Genomic DNA, 18,721 nt, shown 5'->3' with positions numbered 1-18,721 from the left:
CTGCCCAACTTTCCGGCGCCTGATTTTACTGGGATGAGTGAGCACCAGAAATACAGAAGGCGTACTCATCAGTAGCAGATGCCAAACTCCAGACGGGATAACAAGGCTTTCATGCGGCCCATTGGGATTGAACGCCATATCTAGTCCCCCATTTACCTGACGATAAGGGGATGGACCAATTAAAAGAGGAAGGATGAGTGCCCGAGGCTGTCTGACATTCGTGATTCAGCAGGATAGACCGGTCCAAATCGTGTGATTGGGCGCGCCAATTGCCGTTATACGGGACCAGTTTGTCGTTACGCGGAATCGAATTGCCGTTTTGTGGGATTGCCCGCCGTTCAGGCGGTTACCAAATGCCTGTGTGAAATGGCAGACCAGAAACTTCCCGAAACAGGTCGGACGTCGATGCAACAATATTACTGCGAATTTGAGCCGCCAAAAGATCGGGTTCCAGCCAGACCCGCTCTCCATTAGCATTCGATCTCAGGTGTTGGACGACCGGCGACACGGTTTGCCAACAGCTGGCCGGTTCCGCAGGCCTGCGTCCATCCGTTCGACCCGTGTCCCACATTAAGCCACAGGTTGCTGAAACCACGCGCTTCTGTGATCGAGGGCCCATCAGGCGTCATCGGGCGGAAGCCACACCATATCTTCGAAGATCCATAATCGGCTGCACCTGGAAACAACTCCGCCACACGATGTCGCAATGCGTCAATGGTAGCCGTTGGAAGCGAGGCATCAAAGCCTGCCAGTTCAGCAATCCCGGCTGCACGAATCCGATTGCCAAGTCGGGTCACCATCACCTTGGAATGCTCATCCATGACAGACGAACGCGGTGCGTACTCCAGATCCGTAATTTCTGCGGTGATGGAATACCCCTTGACCGGATAAAGCGGCACCTTGACGCCCAGCGGGTCCAGCAGCGCGCGCGCCCACGGCCCGGCCGCGATCACAACAGCATCGGCTTGAAAGTCACCTTTGTCGCTTTGCACGCCAATGATCTTGCCGGATTCGGTCAAGAGTTTCTGAACAGTAGTGCCATACTGAATACGGCAAGCACCTTGCGCCGAGATCAGCCTGGCAAGCTCTTGGCAGAACTTGTGACAATCGCCGATCTCATCGGTGGTCAGATGCAGTCCGCCGCTAAAAGTCTGACCGGATGCCGCCAAAGCCGGTTCAACCCGAGTCAAATCGCCAGATGAGAGAAGCTGATGCGGTATGCCAAGCTGTTCCAGTACAGCCGCCGAGCGCGCGCCACCTTCGGCTTCTTCGTCTGTCGAAAAGACCTGCAGAACGCCTTCGGTCCTCTGATCGTATTCGATGCCGGTTTCACCACGCAGCTCCTGCAAGCAGGCTTTCGAAAAATGGGCGACTTTCTGCATTCGGGTCTTGTTTTGACCAAATCTGGCGCTGCTGCAATTTAGAACGAATTGCGCCAGCCAAGCCCATTGTGCCAGGTCCATACGTGGACGGACTTTCAGCGGAGCCTGACTTTGAAACATCCATCGAAGGGCCTTGAATGGCATGCCGGGAGCGGCCCATGGCCCAGCAAATCCGGGGCAAACACCGCCAGCATTGCCAAAACTGGTCCCCAGACCCGGCCCGTCATTGCGGTCCAGCAGCGTCACCTGATGGCCATCGCGAGACAGATACCAAGCGCTTGTTAACCCGATAACGCCTGCTCCAATGACCAGAATATGCATGTTACCTCAATAAGTTCCAGGATAGCTGCCGCCATCAACGAGCAGATTTTGACCGGTCACAAATCCCGCGTGCTCAGAACAAAGAAATGCGAAATACGCTCCGATCTCTTCCGGACGGCCATAACGGCCGGCCGGATTCTTATCGGCCCGTTCCTGCCATACCTCTTCGAAGCTTCTGCCGCCTTCCACCAGCATGCCTTCGATATGTTCGCGCTGTGCGTTGCTGTCAAAGATCCCGGGAAGCAAATTGTTTATGGTGACCCCATTCCGGATTGTCTGGCGGGACAGACCGGCGGTGAACCCAACCAACCCGGACCTTGCGCCATTCGACAAGCCCAGCTCGAGTTGCGGAATTTTTACACTGCGGGACACGATATTGACGATCCGTCCCCAGCCGCGCTCCATCATGCCATCGACGGTCGCCCGCATCATCATGATCGGCGGGATCATCATCAGATCGATTGCGGACACCCACTCATCGCGATCCCAGTCCCGGAAATCGCCAGGAACCTTGCCACCTGCATTGTTCAGGAGAATATCCGGATCTGGGCAGGCAGATAAGATCGTGTCACGCCCCGTTTCGGTCGTCACATCAGCGGTAACAGTGTGGACCGTGCCACCAGTCGTTCGGCGGATGTCTTCGGCTGTTTGCTCTAGAACGGATGTCGTGCGGGCGGCAATTGTGATCTCCACGCCTTCCCCGGCAAGAGCCTCGGCGCAGGCCCGGCCCATACCCCGGCTTGCACCCGTCAATAGAGCACGACGTCCTGTGATTCCAAGATCCATCAGATCTGACCTTCTTTTGATACTCAGAAACTGCCTGGCGCAGGCGTCTCTCTTTCGATTTCGACGAGCGCGCTCAGAGCGGCGCAAGCCTGGCCAAGTTGTGACGTTCCGCGGTCGCCAATCACAACATTGGGATTGCCATTCTGTTCGATGCTTCCCTCAGCGTCCGGCTCGTACCAGGCACCTGTTGGCATAATAAGAACACCACGCCTGAGGCTCGGGTCGATCAAGGCGGAAGCTCTGCAGGCACCGCGCCCGCTCTTGAGAACAATGTGATCTCCACCGGAAATTCCGTGTTCCTTGGCATCCGACGGATTGATCCGGCATTCCGCCGGTCCTTTTGCCATCACCTGCCACATCTGACTGTGCAGTTGTTTTGCGGGTTGGTTGGACACAAGATGGAATTTCCCGCACGGGGCCGACCCCAGCCATTCATGCGGCTCGATCCAGACTGCATGTCCTGGACAGTCCGAATACCCGAAGCCTGCGATGGCTTTTGAATAAAGCTCGATTTTCCCGGAAGGCGTCGGCAATGGATTGTTTTCCGGATCAGATCTGAAAGACTCCAGCATGACCTCAGGCTGAAGCGGCGCGGGGATACGGATAATGTTTTGCCGCCGCAGCTCTTCGAAATCCGGAAGGTCGACGCCGGAATGCACACCATGCTCCAGGCTTTTGTCCCAAAGACGTTTTAACCAACCGCGATCATCAAGACCTTCATCAAAAAGCTCACGGCATCCCAACCTGTCGGACAGGCTCCTAAAAATATCAATGTCATTGCGCGCTGAACCAACAGGATCGATCAGCTTCGGCATAAAGAAAACATAAGGATCGCGGGATGTGCCGCCAATATCATCCCGCTCAAGCGAAGTGGTCGCGGGAAGAACAATGTCAGCGCGACGTGCCGTTGGCGTCCACCACGGCTCGTGCACGATAACAGTTTGCGGCCGCTCCCAAGCCCGGGACAGACGATCAAGATCTTGTGCATGGTGAAATGGATTTCCACCTGCCCAATACACTAGCTTCACATCAGGATAGGTAACCCTGCGTCCGTTAAATTCGATTGTTTTGCCTGGCTCAAGGAACGCATCAACAAATCGCGCAACGGGAATAGCCATGCCTTTGTTGGGAAGCATGGGCATCGTTGGAACAAATCCCTTGCTAGCATCAGCACCAACGCCGTTCATGGACCCATAGCCAAAACAGAACCCGCCGCCGGGAAGTCCGATCTGCCCCAACAGCGCCGCCAGAGCAATCAAAGCCCAAAAGGGCTGCTCACCGTGATCGGCGCGTTGCAAGGACCAGGCCGCGCTCAACATGACCCGACCGGAAGAAATCGCTTCCCACAATCCGTTCAGCTCGCTCACAGGCACGTCCGAAAGACCCGCTGCCCAATCCAACGTTTTCGGAATGCCATCGGTATCCCCACGCAAATAAGCGCAAAAAACCTCAGACCCTGTCGTATAGCGCTGCAGGAACGCGAGATCGGCCCGCCCACTAGTCAGCGCCTGATGGGCCAATGCCAGCATGATCGCAGTGTCGGAATTTGGCCGAGGCCTGATCAATGTGGCGTCCAAACCGGCGGGCACATCATCTGCGTGGGGAGATAATATGAAAAACTTCACGCCGCGCTTGCGCGCTTCAAGTACCTTTTCAGGCAAATGGAATTCTCCAGCACCGCCGGAACTCACACGCCAGTTCTTCGGGTTCAAGCCACCGAAGGCAACAACCGTTTCACCGTGCAGGGCAATTGTCTCCCAGGAGGTGGCGTCACGTGCGACCGCATTCGCCGTTCCCAGAACATGTGGCAGGAGCGCATGTGCCGCTCCCCAACTGTAATTGCCAGTCTGATCGGTAAAACCACCAGCGGCCCCCAAGAACCTTCGCACTTGGGTCCGTGCGTGGTGCAGCCTGCCAGCACTTGACCAGCCATATGACCCGCCGAAAATCGCTGTCGGTCCATAGTCCTGATGAACCCTTTTGAGTTCATTGGCCACCAGGTCCAGTGCAACATCCCACTCGACGGGGACCATGTCTTCATGACCACGTCCCCCGCCACCTGCAGCAATTCCTTTTTCAAGATAGGAGCGGCGGACGTGAGGCTGACTGACACGCTGATCCGAATAAACCATATGAGGCCAGGCACCGACCATATCCGGATCAGCGCCACTGCCTTCCATCGGCCTGGTCGCAATCAGCTTTCCATTTTCAACGTCCGCTTCGAAGGCGCCCCAATGGCATAAGCTGACGGCACGGGTGATGGTCATTGTTGCAAACCTGTTGCCGGATTACTCGGCGGCAATGGCTGCCGAAGGATTGAAACCATATTTCTCGGCAAGTCCAAGTTCAGCGACCGCGTCCAGCCCCTTTTGCAAAATGGCAGGGTTCGCTGGCTGCAGAGGCTTACGCAACGGTCCGGATGGCAAACCAAGCGCGTGCATCAATGTCTTGATCGACACCGGGTTGATCGTTGAATAGGCAAAATGCAGCATCGGCAGATTTTTCAACCAAGCTTCACGACACGCAAAAGCATCGTCGCCATTTTCCCAAGGCTTGGAAACCACTGCCATTTCCTGCGGAATGATATTCCCGGTCATGTTCGCCGTACCGTGGCCGCCAAGAGCCATTGTCGGTATAACGAGGCCAAGGTTCGGAGAACAACAGCACATGATTGCCATGTCAGGCTTGGCAGCACAGACCTGCGCCACCTGCCCTACGCGCGTTGTCGACTCTTTCAAGACAACCATGTTGTCGTGCTTGGCGATCTTCAGCAGATTGTCCCAGTGCAGATCTGTCTTCACCCGCGGCGGGTTGTTATAGAATCCCATTGCAAGATCGACGCTGTCCAGAACTTCCATTGCATAATCGGTAATCGCATCATTATCCGCGCAGATATACGCGGGTGCAGCCAGGATGGCACCATCGGCGCCCTCAGCCTTGGCATAACGAGCGTAGTCGATTGTCGTTGCCGTATTGTTTCCGGTAATGCCGTAGTACATCAGCATTTTCCCAGGCTTCATCTTCGCAGTTTCTGTGATGATCTGCTTGCGCTCTTCGGGAGACAGCATCGACACTTCACCAGTAGACCCCATGATCAGAACGGCCTCGGTACCGTTCTCTGCGTGCCAGTTCAATAGCGTACGGAAGCCTTCAAAGTCGATGGAACCATCCGCATTCATCGGGGTGACAAGTGCGACGAAAGAACCCTTTGGTTGAATATGCGTCATTGGTTTAGCCTTTGGATGTGAACAGTTCTGGAACCAGCAGTTTGGGCAAACCCAAAACAATATCCGGGAACCAGATCGACAGGATTGCGACAAAAATAGTGAGCAAACAGATGGGAGCTGCTGCCAACATGCAGCGGCCTAAAGGCGCATCGGCAATTTGCGATGCAATCAGGAGACAGATCCCATAGGGCGGCGTGACCAACCCGACTGACAGCACGATTGTAGACAGCACCCCCATATGAATTGGGTTCATGCCGGCAGTATCCCCAAGCGCCTGGATGATTGGCAGAAAGATAAGCGTTGCCGAAATCGGGTTCAGCACCATACCCACCAGAAGCAAAAAACCGATCAACAGCAACATGATGAAGAAGCCGTTTTGAGTGACGCTGAGAATGAAATCTACGACGATTTGCGAGGCACCGAGATAGGCAATCAGCCATCCGAAAATACCGGCCCCTGCCACAGTGAACATCGGGATAGCGAAATCGATACAGCCGTCAGCCAGTAGCTTCGGGACTACTTTCAACGGCACATCCCGATAGACCAAAAGGGACAATGCCAGTGCCCAAAGCACGGCGGCAATCGCACCCTCAGTCGGCGTTACAATGCCGCCGACAATTCCACCGAGCACGATAACTGGGATCATCAGGGGTAACAAACCCCGCCAGACGATCTTTGCAGCCGACCTCATACCCGGAAACGGGTTCGCCGGATAACCATATTTGAGAGCAAGAAGGTAGGTGTAAAGCATCATGAACGCGGCAACCAGAATGCCGGGAACCACGCCACCGACAAACAATGCTCCAATCGACACATTACCGAACGCGCCATAGATGATCAGGACGATTGAGGGAGGAATGATCACACCCAGGGTCGATGAAGCTGCCGTCAATGCGGCTGCAAAAGGAGCCGGATACCCTGCCTTCTTCATGGCTGGTATCAGGATCGACCCGACACTCGCAGTGTCCGCTGCTGCAGATCCGGACAGCGATGCGAAAATCATCGAAACGAACACATTCACATGACCGAGGCCACCGCGCACATGCCCCACCGTTGCATCAGCAACATTCAACAAGCGATCGGTGATAGACCCGGCATTCAGGATCCGGCCCAAAAGCATAAAGAATGGAACGGCGAGAAGCGTAAAGCTGTCGATCCCGGCATACATCTGATTGACCACTGAAATCAGCGGCAAATCCTCCAGCAAGATGACAAAGGCCGAGGACAGGATAAGGGAAAACCCAATATTCACCCTGAGCGCGATCAGGACAAAGAAAGACAATAGCAATATAACGAGCGGGCTCATTGGGCCGCTCCAGATTTGGTCATCTTGCGGCCGGTAACAATAGTCTCGACCAAAAACAGCAGCATAAGGGCACCAGAAATGGGCATCGGAAGGAACATCCAGAAGCGAGAGATACCAAGAGATTGAACCTCTGCGGTTGACCGCATGACAGCTAGATCCCAACCGTAACGCAGCAGAATTATCGCAACGGCAAGGCCGGCAAGAATTTCAATCGAAAAGATCGCCCTAGAGAGGACCGGATTGGTCTGCGGAAACATATCGATCTTGTAATGCGCACCAAGCCGGAGACCGAGCGCAGCCCCGAGGAAAATCAGCCAAGCGAAGAGAAGTTGCGCAACATCCCCGGTCCATATCATTGCTGTATGAAGCACATTTCGGGAAAGCACTTGCAGTCCAACATTGATGATGAGAGCGGCAAATCCAATCCACATCACCAGTTTGACCATCTGAAACACCAGATCGCAGAAACGGTTTATCATTGTCGAGTCCAAGCTTGGGAAAACGGCTCCGGCCTGCGCCGAAGCCGAAAGCGGATCACTCTGTGAGCAGCTTGTATTCTTCGACCAGGTCAAGCTCTTCAGCCAATTTGACCTGCAGAGGAGCAACAACTTCGATAAAGGCCGCCTTGTCCGGCGTGCTCACGGACACGCCATGATCCGTCTTCAAACTATCGACAAGGGCTGCATCGTAGCCCTTGGCCTTTTCCACTCCCAATGCGTTGGCCGAAACAGCAGCGTCCGACACGATGGCCTGCAACTCTTCCGGCAGCTTGTCCCAAGTGCGCTGGGAAATCGACGTGTGGTTGATCTGAATTGTATGCTGTGTGAGAGCAAGATTCGGAGCCACCTCGTAGAGCTTCGATCCGTTGTAGCCCGGCAGCGAACTTTCCATTGCCTCGGCAACCCCGGTCTGCATTGCGGCATACAGCTCACCCCATGCAACGGTCACTGGCTGCATCCCGAACGCGGACCAGGTTTTGCTGTCCATCGGTGACGGAGGGGTTCTCATCTTCAACCCTTTCAAATCAACAGGACTTTCGATAGCAACTTCCGCCGTTGACATGTTGCGCGTACCTGATGCACCCAGAGCCAGCAATTTCATGCCAACACCGCGTTCCTCATAAATCTCTTGAAAATGCGCGGCCACCGCGGTGCCAGGCTCGATCTTGGCGACAGCCTCATCCATGCCCTTGAAAAGATACGGCATGGTGAAGATACCATATTCAGGTACGTTCTGTGCCGCATTCGAAACACTGGAAATCATCATATCGACAGTGCCGAAGCCAAGCTCTCCAATCACGGCTGGGTCTTTGCCCAACTGTCCGGAGTCAAAAATCTTGACTTCAATAGCGCCATTACTTTTAGCCTCGACTTGGGCTTTGAATGCCTGCGCCATGTCATTGTAGGGATGAGGGCTCTTGACCAGCGTATGAAGACGAAGCGTGTAGTCAGCGGCAGATGCATGTCCCGCTGCTAATAATGCGATAAGGCCGGCGGATAGCCCGAGGGTAGCGCGTCTGGAAAAGGTCATTTAAAGCTCCTGCTGCCGTCTGGAAGTTTATTATTATGACAACATAACTTCCTTGTCTGACGGATAAAATCAAATACAATTTAACCATCACCTTATGCATAAATGTTATATCTATTTCGCAATTACACTCCCAAGAGCCCCGATCGATGCGATGAGTTCCACATAGAAGGCCTGAGCTGCCCTGGATAGGGGAATGTCTTTTGGTTTCATGATCTGGAAATCAAATGGGATGCGAGGTTCGAAGGGAACTGAGCACAATTTGTCACCGAATATCTCGGGCGTAATCGGATCCACCAGCGCAATGCCAACTCCCATGGCGGCCAGCCCACAGGCCGAGAAAGAGGGTTGTGTCTCAGCGACAATCTTCGGAGATACACCCGCTTCAGCAAAACATTGGGTCATATAGCTGTAGGTCAGTGTTTTGTAATTCAGTGCGACCAGAGGCTGATCTTTCAGGTCGGTCGGAGTAAGCTTGGAATATCCAGCAAGCGCGTGATCTGGCGGCATCACACAGACACAGCTGGAACTGAATTCAGCCAAGACATCCACGTCCTGCCGATCAGGGGACGTCTGCGCCAGTCCTATGTCGATTTGGCGCGAGGCCAGAAGATCCAGAATGCGCGGAGACGTGTGAACGTCATGAGTAATGTCGACCCCCTCATGCGCAGAGATGAATCGGGCGACCGCCTGCGGCAGGATCTCGTAACTGACCATTGGCATCGACGCGACACGAAAGGTTGCGCGGCGCAGGGTTCGGATCTCACCTGCAACCTGTGACAACCTGTCCAGGCCGTAGAACATGCGCTCGACTTCAGTGAAGAACTCATAGGCTTCGACTGTCGGCTGCACCTTGCCGCGCATTCGCAACAGCAACGAGAACCCCAAAGACGCTTCCAGATCCGTCAAGAGCCTGCTGACTGCAGGTTGCGACACATTAAGAGCTTTTGCTGCAGCTGTGATCGAACCATGGTGCATGACCATACGAAACGCATTGATTTGCCTCTGATTCATGAAACTCCCCTGCATTTTCCTCAAGGCTTGGCCCTGGACCGTCAGAACGTTGATGATACTTGTGTTTTGGCGTGGGGGTGAAGTCGACGGAAATCTTACAAGAACAGCTTTTACTGGATAATTATTCAGCTGCTGGATCAGTAGCGGTTATTTTTGTTTCGGTATAGCAGCTGGCCGCTTGGGCTGTGGTAGCGATGAGAAGCACGGACATGACCGCAATTGCAAATCGGCCCAAGAGGTCAATCCTCAAGGCAGTAACAAGCAAAATCAGGCCCTTAGTCAGGAAATAGCTTCTTCAGCTGATAGGGTTTTTGGCGGGAATATCGCAAAATTCCGGTTTCAAAGCCCTCTTTGGATGCGCGCCGGGATCAGACAATGTCCTTTATGACCGAGCATGTTGATGCGTGAAAAAACGAAGACCTGCGCAGTGAAACACTTAATCTCAAGGAGGCGTTGCCGAACAAGATCTTGAAGCGCCCTTTTGATCTGGAATGCAGGTCTGTGCTTAACAACTTTTTCAGGTGCACCATTTCTGGCTGTGACACCGCATAGAATTACAATATTGCAACTCTTTGAAACCCAAGAGTGGCACAGCCAATCAAGCCGGGTTCTATCGTGCAGGTCGCTGGTACGACCAACGGAGACTTGAAACTGCGTAAGGTCTTTTTGCGTGTTTCACGATCGATCAGATCAATCAGCGAAACAGCATTGGAGAGCCCTCCCCCAACAGGAACCACGGAAGCTCCCGTCGTATTGATCAGAACCGCCAGGGGGCCTGACAAAATATCGACATGAACATCAACTGTTTCCTTGGCCTTGGGATCTCCGGCCTCAAACCCGTCAATGATTTGCATGCTTGTGAGGTCACGGTCATGCAAATGCTGGTCAATGCGCTCAAGCCCACGCGCACTGCACACCGCATCCAAGCAGCCTGTCTGACCACATCCGCAGGAAAATCTCGGAATTTCGCGCGACAAAGCGCCAGCCTTCATTGCTGAAACAGGCCCATGCCCCCACTCACCCGCATATCCACCAGCCTCATTGATCAAATGTCCGCGCACCACCAACCCGCCGCCAACACCGGATCCCAGGATAACGCCGAAGACAACGTCATGCCCCCGGCCAATCCCAAAACCGGCTTCCGCCATGGCAAAACAGTCCGCATCATTTGCAACAACAACCGGCAGTGACAGCCTCGCGGAAAGCTCTGTTTCCAGGTCCACGCCGTGAAGGCAGGGAATATTCGCAACAATCATGCCCCTCGTGTCCGGATCAATGACCCCGGCGATTGAAAGTGAAACGGCTTCGACGGTCCCAGGGGCTTCGCCAATGGTCTTTGCCAGAACCGCGACAAAAGCCTCGAAATCCATGGTCGGAGTCGGCACCCTGGCAACTTGTAAAATGTTCCCTGGCTCAAGCGCATATGCGCCTTTGATTGCCGTACCGCCGATGTCAAAACAGACTATCATCCAGCGCATCCTTGATGATCCAGCCACTGACCGCTGATAACGCTGGCAAGGATCTCCAAATCAGGCCCCAGAACCAAACAGTCTGCAGGCGCTCCAGGCGTTAAAAAACCGCACTTTTCAAGCCCGGCCGCTTCGGCCGGATAGAGGCTGGCCATTCGCAGCACCTCATCCAATTGGAGGCCGATTACCTCCACCATGAACCGCACACAGGACAGCATGTCGATGTCAGCACCTGCCAGTGTCCCGTCTTCAAGGGTCAACCGCCCATCTTTCCGAAAGACATCACGGCCATTGAGCCGGAAGCTGCGACCTTCCCAGCCAATGGAAGACATCGCATCAGTTACGAGAAAGACTTTGCCCGGCCCCTGCTTGGCATTGAGGGCAATTCGAATTGCAATCGGATCCACGTGGTGCCCATCAGCAATAAGGCCACAGCTTAATTCACCAAAGCCCAGCGCCGCCCCAACGAGCCCTGGTTCGCGGTGTTGCAAAGGGCTCATCGCATTGAAGAGATGGGTAACCATTGAGGCTCCAGCCTCGACAAAAAGCCGGACCGTCTCAATGCCTGCATCGCTGTGTCCCAGACTGACGACGGCCCCAGCGTCAACAAGTTGGCGCACCTGAAAAGGCGTCACGCTTTCAGGCGCCAGCGTAACGAGCAATTTTGGCAAGTCACGCGCAGCCTGCAAAAGCAAAGCCAAATCCCGCTCAGTCATAGATCGGATAAGGTCAGCAGAGTGAGTGCCTTTGCGCGCAATTGATAGGTGGGGCCCTTCCAGGTGCAGCCCCGCAAAACCGAGAACACCCTGTTTGGCCGCCTCAACTCCGGCCTGAATGCCAAGCTCGGTGTTCTCCGAGGTATCTGTGATCAATGTGACCAGCAGCGATGTTGTGCCAAATGCGCGATGTGCTTTGCAGATGGTCTCAATTCCGGACACAGTCAGATCATTGTTGAACAACACCCCTCCACCGCCATTGACCTGGAGATCAACGAAACCCGGCACAATCCGGCTTCCCTCAGGCACGTTTCGCAGGATTGTTGCAGCATGTGGCTTACATTCAGAACGAGCACTGACCTTGCCCTGTTCGACCATCAGGTTCTTGCCAGAATGCCAGCACTGGCCGTCAAATATCTGCGCACCGGAAATCAACAAGTCGCTGTTGGGCTCATCGCTCAAAGTCATAAGGTCTCAGTCACCTTTTGAAGTGCTGCCGGTGCATCCGGATTAAGGTTTCTCCGGAACGATAGAGTCTCGATCATCTTGTAATAAGGCACAATCTGGATGAGCGCATCCGTCAACGGATGTCCAGTTGCAACGCGCGGCACCCCCCGCGCCTCTTTCGCAAGCGGCGAGGTCACAAAGACATTGCCTCCTTTGGCCGCCAGTTGATCTGCAACATCAACTGCAGACTGCTCAGCCGCATCTGAAGCTGCGAACACCAGAACGGGAAACCCGCCTGAAACCAGCGAGACCGGACCGTGCAAGACTTCGGCGGATGAATAGGCTTCACCGTGAAGCTCGCAAGTCTCCTTGCACTTCAACGCAGCTTCACCGGCAACTGCGAGCGAAGGACCCCGGCCGAGGAAATAAAGCGATTGCGAGGTCTCCAGTTCATCTGCAAGATCACTCCAGTCCAAGTCGAGCGCCTTCCTGAACTGAGCTGGCAGCCCGTGCAGCGCGCTCCTTAGAGCATCATCTTCAGTCCATTCTGCCAGAATGGCCAGACCGGCAATAATCGAATTCACATAGGACTTGGTTGCCGCAACTGCCAGTTCCGGACCTGCAGCCAGCGAAATTGCTGTTGCACAAGCCTCAGCCAAAGGCGACGGGACTGTGTTGACCAGAGCCACTGAACTTGCTCCGGCATCTGTGATGGAGCGGGCAAGTGCGACGATATCCGGACTTTTGCCGGATTGTGAAATGCTGATGGCTGCTGCCTTGCGCACTTTCAATCGCCGCTGGTAGATCGATACAAGCGAAGGCCCGAGTGAGGCAACTGGAACGCCTGCCTGCAGCTCAATGGCATACTTTAAAAAGCTGGCAGCGTGATCAGATGTACCGCGTGCAATTGTGACGACAACTTCTGGGTCAAGGTTTCGAAAGTTTGATCCGCAAGTAACCAGAGCGGTGAAAGATTTAGAAAACAGCCGATCGACCGCATCGGGGATCTCTTGGATCTCCTTGAGCATATTTGATTTTGTCATGATTTTTCCGGTGTTCGCATCAGGCAGGACCAATGATTTGCTCGGCGACAAGGTCATAAAGGTCATTGCGATAAAGGGTTTTCGTTGATTCGATAGCCCGGCCGGACGCCAGATAGGCGATCCGATGAACAGCAAGGCCAGCAGAGCCCTCGGACACTCCCAGCAACAGGGCCTCGTCAGAGGTTAAAAGTCTTGCCGAGATCCGCTGGACAGCACGAACAGGACGCGCCTCCAACTGAGCAAGACGCGCATAAAGCGATACGTCAACACTCTCAGGGTCCGGCAGAATGTCGGATGGAAGAGTTGCGTTTTCCAACGCGACCGGCGCACCATCCGCCAAGCGAAGACGCTGCAGTCGGGCAACCTTTTTGGTCCCCGTCAGTCCCAGGGCCATCATCTCATCCGAACTGGGTAAATACAGGGCGCGGTCAAGCCACCTGGAGGACGCCACCATACCGCGGCGGGCCATATCCTCAGAAAAGGAAGTCGCACAAGACAATGGCTGCTCCATGCGCTCCACCGGCGCCGCAACAAAAGTCCCGGAGCCATGACGGCGAACCAAAGCGCCTTCCTCTACCAGCGCATCAATGGCACGTCGCACGGTCACCCGGGAAACTCCGCAAATCTCCGAAATATCCCTCTCGGATGGCAAGGCATCGCCCTGCTGCAATCGCCGGGTATGAATGAAAGCCTCAAAAGCCAATTTCAAACGCTTGTACAACGGACCATCAAACCGGTCCTGAAATCCGCGAAGCCCGACTATGCTGCTCATCCACGACGCCTCTTTGTCAGAATGATATTTTCCCGATATCGAGAACTCTACCCTGAAGTCAATTTAGATACCAAATAAATACCAAATCGCTGTTTGTCGAATTTTTTTTCACCGAAAGGTTGATTCAAAACTCTAAAATTTAACAAATATCTGTTTTCATTAACTTTTTATAGCCTGATTATAATTGCAGCGTAGAATGCCGCATTTATGGTATTGCATTGGTATCAAAAATTAGCTTTCATCCAACACTAATCAAGAGGATTTCTGTCGGGTGCGAATCCCCGTCTTGGAGAAGCTCAAAATCCAACAAGCAGGCACGTATATGTAATTTATTTTCAAAAAATACGCAGTTTGATGGATATAGATTGACGATTTGACTGAAATCGCGCAGCTTAAGAAAATTAATTACGTAAATAAATTACATGATCAGAAGGCAAGTGGGATGAAGGTTGGCATAATCGGTCTGGGTTTCCGCCTTGGATATCTTGGGTTCGTGTTCAATCAGATGGATCCGGATTTCGAAATCGTTGGCTATGCCGATCCTGCTCCAGCCGGCATGCCCATGCTTGATGAAAAAGGCATTCCAGCTGGAAACGTCTATGACACGCCACAGGAGCTGATCAAGAACGAGGAGATGGATCTCCTGATGATAGGTTCTCCGAACCACATGCATCTCGATCACATCCGCCTGGGACTTGAAGCCGGATTGAAGGTCTTCAGCGAAAAGCCAATCGTCATGACTATCGAGCAGAGCTTTGAGCTAGCCGCCCTGCTACACCAGCATGGGCATAAACGTCTTCTGGTGGGCCTGGTCCTTCGATATTCTCCATTGTACCAGGATTTGCGCAAGGCACAGCAGGATGGCCTTCTTGGAGACGTGGTCTCGATTGAAGCTTCCGAACATATTCAGCCCTACCACGGCGCTTTCTTCATGCGTGATTGGCGCCGTTATGAAAGCTATGCCGGAAGCTTCATGCTGGAGAAATGCTGCCATGATCTGGACCTTTACAATGGCGTGGTAGGTGCCCGCCCCCGCTATGTCGCCAGCTTCGGCGGGCGCAAAAGCTTTACCCCCCAAAACACGCCAGTTGATGAAGGCGTCAACGATCTTGATGTCTACCACTGCAAGCCCAGCGGCTGGCTCGGAACGGAAAAGGTTTTCGACAGCGATGGCGACATCGTCGATTATCAGACCGCAATTGTTGAGTATGAGAATGGTGTCTCCATGACCTTTCATACCAACATCAATGTCCCTGACGAGTTCCGCCGATTTTGCGTGATAGGCGCCAATGGCATGGCCGAAGGCGATTTTGTTCGCGGTTTCCTTGATGTCCACAATGCCCGGAACAATGAGAAGGTCATCGCAACAACGTATAAAGCTCCCAGCGAGACCTCACATCACTACGGTGCCGATGAACAAATGGCCGAAGATGTGATCAAACATGTCATGGACGGAACGCCGCTACCTGTTTCAGCTCTGGACGCTCTTGAAGCTGGTATCCTGGCTTTGACCATGGATGAAGCCCGCAAGACCCGCACGGTCGTCGACCTGTCTTCTGTGTGGCAGCGCTACGACGCCGCCTTGAACGGATCGGCAGCCGAGCACCACACTCTCAAGTCAGCATGAGGGCACAATGATGAACGCCAAACGAAGCGCTGTTCTTTTTGCCTGGATGCTGCTTTTGCCGGCAGTTCTCTATATTGCGGCCATCGTGATCTACCCGCTTATGGATACGCTCAACCTCTCGTTCACGAACGCATCCCTGCGCAAGACCTACTCCTATGTCGGTTGGACCAATTACGACAAGATATTCAACGAGACCTTCGCAGCCGTCATCATACGAACCTTTGTCTGGACGTTCTTTTCCGTCCTTCTCAAGATGATCATTGGAACTTTTGGAGCCATGCTGCTGAACGCAGCCGTTCCCGGACGCACCCTTTTCCGTCTGCTCACCATGCCGCCCTGGATTGTTCCAATGGCAATTGGCATCTTCATGTGGGGCTGGATGTATAATGGGCAGTTCGGCATGATTTCCGGCCTGCTACAGAACACAGGCATCACCGACGGCCCTATCGCGTTCCTGGCCTATGGAAACACAGCCTTCTGGGCAACCATCATCACCGATGTCTGGATCGGCGTGCCAATGGTCACCCTTTACATGCTGGCAGCAATCCAGGCAGTACCAGAGGACCTATATGAAGCCGCATGGACTGACGGCGCAGGCCGGTTCTACCGTTTCCGCCGGATAACCTTTCCGCTTCTGATCCCGGCGATGATCACCATGTCGATGATCTCGCTGATTTCAACTTTCAACTCATTCGATATCATCTGGATCCTGACCCAGGGCGGACCGAGCGGGTCGACCACAACGATGATCATTGACACCTATAAGACAGGGATCGGGTCCTATAAATACGGCGCCGGCGCCGCCCGCGCGGTTCTGATTTGCATCTTCCTGTCGATCTTCTGCTTCTTCTATTTCAAAGCAATCAACCGGCTATCCACGGAGGCTGTGTGATGAGTAAAAAGACCGCCATGATCAACCGCTACAGGTGGTATGAGGTCATCTCCATTTACGCAGCAATTGCGGTTTTTCTGTTCTTTGTTCTGGCGCCTTTCGTTGAAGGCTTTCTGGTGTCATTGAAGCCCTTGAGCCGCCTGTTCTCCTCGCCTTATCGGTTCTGGCCAGAGCACGCGTCATTCGACGCTTATTTCACCATGTGGGACAGCGTGCCCAAGTTTGGCCTTTACGTTTTCAACTCGATCTTCATCTCGACTGTGGTGACTGTGGTCGTACTGATACTGGTGGTTCCCGCCGCCTATGCCTTTGCCCGATTCCAGTTTTCAGGGCGCGGCCCACTTCTTGGCGCATTTCTCGCTGTGAACATGTTTTCAGGCGCTGTCCTGCTGATCCCGCTGTTCCGGTTGATGCGCAGCTTGGGAATCCTCAACACCTATGCGGCAATGATCGTGCCTGGTGTCGCCTTCCTTATTCCCACGGCCATCTGGCTGTTGCGCACCTATATGATGCGAATCCCGAAAGAACTGGAAGAAGCGGCCTATGTGGACGGTGCCAGTCGTCTTTATATCTTACGGCGCATCATCCTTCCGCTGGCCATGCCCGGAATTACAGTTGTCGCCATCACCACATTCATCGGCGCTTATGCACAGCAGTTCATCTACGCGCTGACGTTCAATTCCAAGACAGAATTCATGCCTTTGCCGATCGGGCTTTTCGCCTATTTCGGCCGCCAGGAAGTGATCTGGAACGAACTCATGGCCGCAAGTTTTGTTGGCATTGCACCTGCCATGATCGTGATTTTCTTTCTGCAACGATATCTCGTCAGCGGTCTGACTGCTGGCGCGGTGAAATAATAAAAACAATCAAAATCCACACCAGAGTATGGGGATACAGACTATGAAACATGGAAATATGAAATTGGGGGTTTGCGCCCTGGCTCTAGTTGGCGCGACCTTCGCCAACGTTCTTGGCGCGCAGGCGGCAGATCAGGATATCACCTGGATCTATTGCGGCGACAAAATCGACCCGATCCACGAAAAATACATCGACCAATGGGAAGCCGCCAACGAAGGCTGGACAGTGACACCAGAAGTCGTCGGCTGGGCTCAGTGCCAGGACAAGGCAACGACACTGGCAGCTGCAGGTTCCCCGGTCGGCATGGCCTATGTTGGCTCGCGGACACTGAAACAATTTGCTGAAAACGATCTCATCGTTCCAGTCCCAATGAGCGATGAAGAAAAAGCAAGCTACTATCCGAACATCGTCGACACGGTTTCCTTCGACGACACTCAGTGGGGCGTTCCTATCGCCTTCTCGACCAAAGCGCTTTACTGGAACAAGGATCTCTTCAAGCAGGCAGGGCTTGATCCTGAAACGCCGCCGAAGACCTGGGCGGAAGAGATCGAGTTCTCAAAGATCATCAAGGAAAAAACCGGTATTCCTGGCTACGGTCTTCCAGCGAAATCCTTTGACAACACCATGCACCAGTTCCTGCATTGGGTGTATACGAACAACGGCAAAGTCATCGACGCTGATGGCAATATCGTGATGGATAGCCCGGAAGTCCTTGCGGCTCTTCAGGCTTATAAGGACATCACGCCTTATTCCGTCGAAGGTCCAACCGCATACGAACAAAATGAAATGCGCGCAATCTGGCTGGATGGCAAGGTCGCCATGATTCAGAACAGCTCAGGTGCAGCCTCCCGTGCACAGGGCACTGACATGAACTGGGGTGTGACGACCCTGCCTCTCGGACCATCAGCAAAAGGCCCCGGCACTCTGCTTATTACTGACAGTCTGGCGGTCTTCAAAGGAACTGGCGTCGAGGAAAAAGCAGTCGAATTCGCCAAGTTCATAACCTCTCCTGGTCCGCAAGGCGAGTACGAGTTACAGGGCGGCGCCGGCCTGACCCCGCTTCGTCCCTCCGCTCAGGTTGACGCATTCGTCGCCAAAGACCCTTATTGGAAGCCGTTCATCGACGGTATCTCAAACGCTGGTCCTGAGCCAATCTTCACGGACTACAAGGGTTTTCAGGACGTAATGATCGAGATGGTTCAGTCCGTCGTAACCGATCAGGCCGAGCCTAAGGCAGCTCTCGATAAGGCCGCTGCTGACCTTGAACAGTACAAGTAAGTCACGTTGATGCGCCGCCGCAGTTCAATTCAACTGCGGTGGCGGGTTTCATCTAC

16 protein-coding genes are annotated in these 18,721 nt (G+C 53.8%); 4 read left to right on the top strand and 12 right to left on the bottom strand.

The window, feature by feature from the left end; genetic code table 11:
- Positions 1 to 470: 470 nt before the first annotated feature.
- The 12 genes from V6575_RS06635 to V6575_RS06580 form a co-directional block, all read right to left on the bottom strand.
- Positions 471 to 1,703 (bottom strand): D-amino acid dehydrogenase, encoded by a 1,233-nt coding sequence (locus V6575_RS06635; RefSeq protein ID WP_340273414.1) that lies wholly within the window; start codon positions 1,701 to 1,703, stop codon positions 471 to 473.
- 6 nt (positions 1,704 to 1,709) lie between these two features.
- Positions 1,710 to 2,489: an SDR family oxidoreductase gene (locus V6575_RS06630; protein ID WP_340273413.1), complete on the bottom strand. Its 780-nt coding sequence runs from the start codon at positions 2,487 to 2,489 to the stop codon at positions 1,710 to 1,712.
- Positions 2,490 to 2,512: 23 nt separating this feature from the next.
- Positions 2,513 to 4,756 (bottom strand): molybdopterin-dependent oxidoreductase, encoded by a 2,244-nt coding sequence (locus tag V6575_RS06625; RefSeq protein ID WP_340273412.1) that lies wholly within the window; start codon positions 4,754 to 4,756, stop codon positions 2,513 to 2,515.
- Between the two features lie 21 nt (positions 4,757 to 4,777).
- A complete protein-coding gene (locus V6575_RS06620; protein WP_340273411.1) occupies positions 4,778 to 5,716 on the bottom strand; it encodes a dihydrodipicolinate synthase family protein in 939 nt (312 codons plus the stop codon).
- A gap of 4 nt (positions 5,717 to 5,720) precedes the next feature.
- Positions 5,721 to 7,022, bottom strand: coding sequence for a TRAP transporter large permease (locus V6575_RS06615; RefSeq protein WP_340273410.1), 1,302 nt, complete (start codon positions 7,020 to 7,022; stop codon positions 5,721 to 5,723).
- Positions 7,019 to 7,501, bottom strand: a complete 483-nt coding sequence (locus tag V6575_RS06610; RefSeq protein WP_340273409.1) for a TRAP transporter small permease — start codon at positions 7,499 to 7,501, stop codon at positions 7,019 to 7,021. Before V6575_RS06610 ends, V6575_RS06615 begins: the two co-directional genes overlap by 4 nt.
- Before the next feature lie 55 nt (positions 7,502 to 7,556).
- Complete coding sequence (locus tag V6575_RS06605) at positions 7,557 to 8,552, bottom strand: TRAP transporter substrate-binding protein (protein WP_340273408.1); 996 nt, start codon at positions 8,550 to 8,552, stop codon at positions 7,557 to 7,559.
- Positions 8,553 to 8,663: 111 nt separating this feature from the next.
- The gene (locus tag V6575_RS06600; RefSeq protein ID WP_340273407.1) at positions 8,664 to 9,563 is read right to left on the bottom strand and encodes a LysR substrate-binding domain-containing protein; all 900 of its coding nucleotides are present in this window, start codon (positions 9,561 to 9,563) and stop codon (positions 8,664 to 8,666) included.
- 554 nt (positions 9,564 to 10,117) lie between these two features.
- Positions 10,118 to 11,032 carry an ROK family protein gene (locus tag V6575_RS06595; protein WP_340273406.1) on the bottom strand — a complete coding sequence of 305 codons (915 nt, stop codon included), beginning with the start codon at positions 11,030 to 11,032 and terminating at the stop codon, positions 10,118 to 10,120.
- The gene (gene nagA / locus V6575_RS06590) at positions 11,029 to 12,216 is read right to left on the bottom strand and encodes an N-acetylglucosamine-6-phosphate deacetylase (RefSeq protein ID WP_340273405.1); all 1,188 of its coding nucleotides are present in this window, start codon (positions 12,214 to 12,216) and stop codon (positions 11,029 to 11,031) included. Before nagA ends, V6575_RS06595 begins: the two co-directional genes overlap by 4 nt.
- Positions 12,213 to 13,238 (bottom strand): SIS domain-containing protein, encoded by a 1,026-nt coding sequence (locus V6575_RS06585; RefSeq protein ID WP_340273404.1) that lies wholly within the window; start codon positions 13,236 to 13,238, stop codon positions 12,213 to 12,215. The genes nagA and V6575_RS06585 overlap by 4 nt, the downstream gene beginning before the upstream one ends.
- 19 nt (positions 13,239 to 13,257) lie before the next feature.
- Entirely contained in the window at positions 13,258 to 14,010 is a 753-nt protein-coding gene (locus V6575_RS06580; RefSeq protein WP_340273403.1) for a GntR family transcriptional regulator, read from the bottom strand.
- A 442-nt stretch (positions 14,011 to 14,452) separates the two neighbouring features.
- On the opposite strand from V6575_RS06580, the gene V6575_RS06575 reads away from it, so the two are divergent.
- Genes V6575_RS06575 through V6575_RS06560 form a run of 4 tightly spaced genes read left to right on the top strand, consistent with a single transcriptional unit; the run spans position 14,453 to position 18,665 of the window.
- Positions 14,453 to 15,637, top strand: coding sequence for a Gfo/Idh/MocA family protein (locus tag V6575_RS06575; RefSeq protein ID WP_340273402.1), 1,185 nt, complete (start codon positions 14,453 to 14,455; stop codon positions 15,635 to 15,637).
- A gap of 10 nt (positions 15,638 to 15,647) precedes the next feature.
- On the top strand, positions 15,648 to 16,529 hold the full coding sequence (locus tag V6575_RS06570; RefSeq protein ID WP_340273934.1) for a carbohydrate ABC transporter permease: 882 nt from the start codon (positions 15,648 to 15,650) through the stop codon (positions 16,527 to 16,529).
- Positions 16,529 to 17,386, top strand: coding sequence for a carbohydrate ABC transporter permease (locus tag V6575_RS06565; RefSeq protein ID WP_340273401.1), 858 nt, complete (start codon positions 16,529 to 16,531; stop codon positions 17,384 to 17,386). The genes V6575_RS06570 and V6575_RS06565 overlap by 1 nt, the downstream gene beginning before the upstream one ends.
- 43 nt (positions 17,387 to 17,429) lie before the next feature.
- A complete protein-coding gene (locus V6575_RS06560; RefSeq protein ID WP_422785533.1) occupies positions 17,430 to 18,665 on the top strand; it encodes an ABC transporter substrate-binding protein in 1,236 nt (411 codons plus the stop codon).
- The last annotated feature ends 56 nt before the right edge of the window (positions 18,666 to 18,721 follow it).

This window comes from Roseibium algae, from assembly GCF_037783265.1.
Taxonomy (GTDB): domain Bacteria; phylum Pseudomonadota; class Alphaproteobacteria; order Rhizobiales; family Stappiaceae; genus Roseibium; species Roseibium algae.
This window is presented reverse-complemented; position numbering and strand designations above follow the sequence as displayed.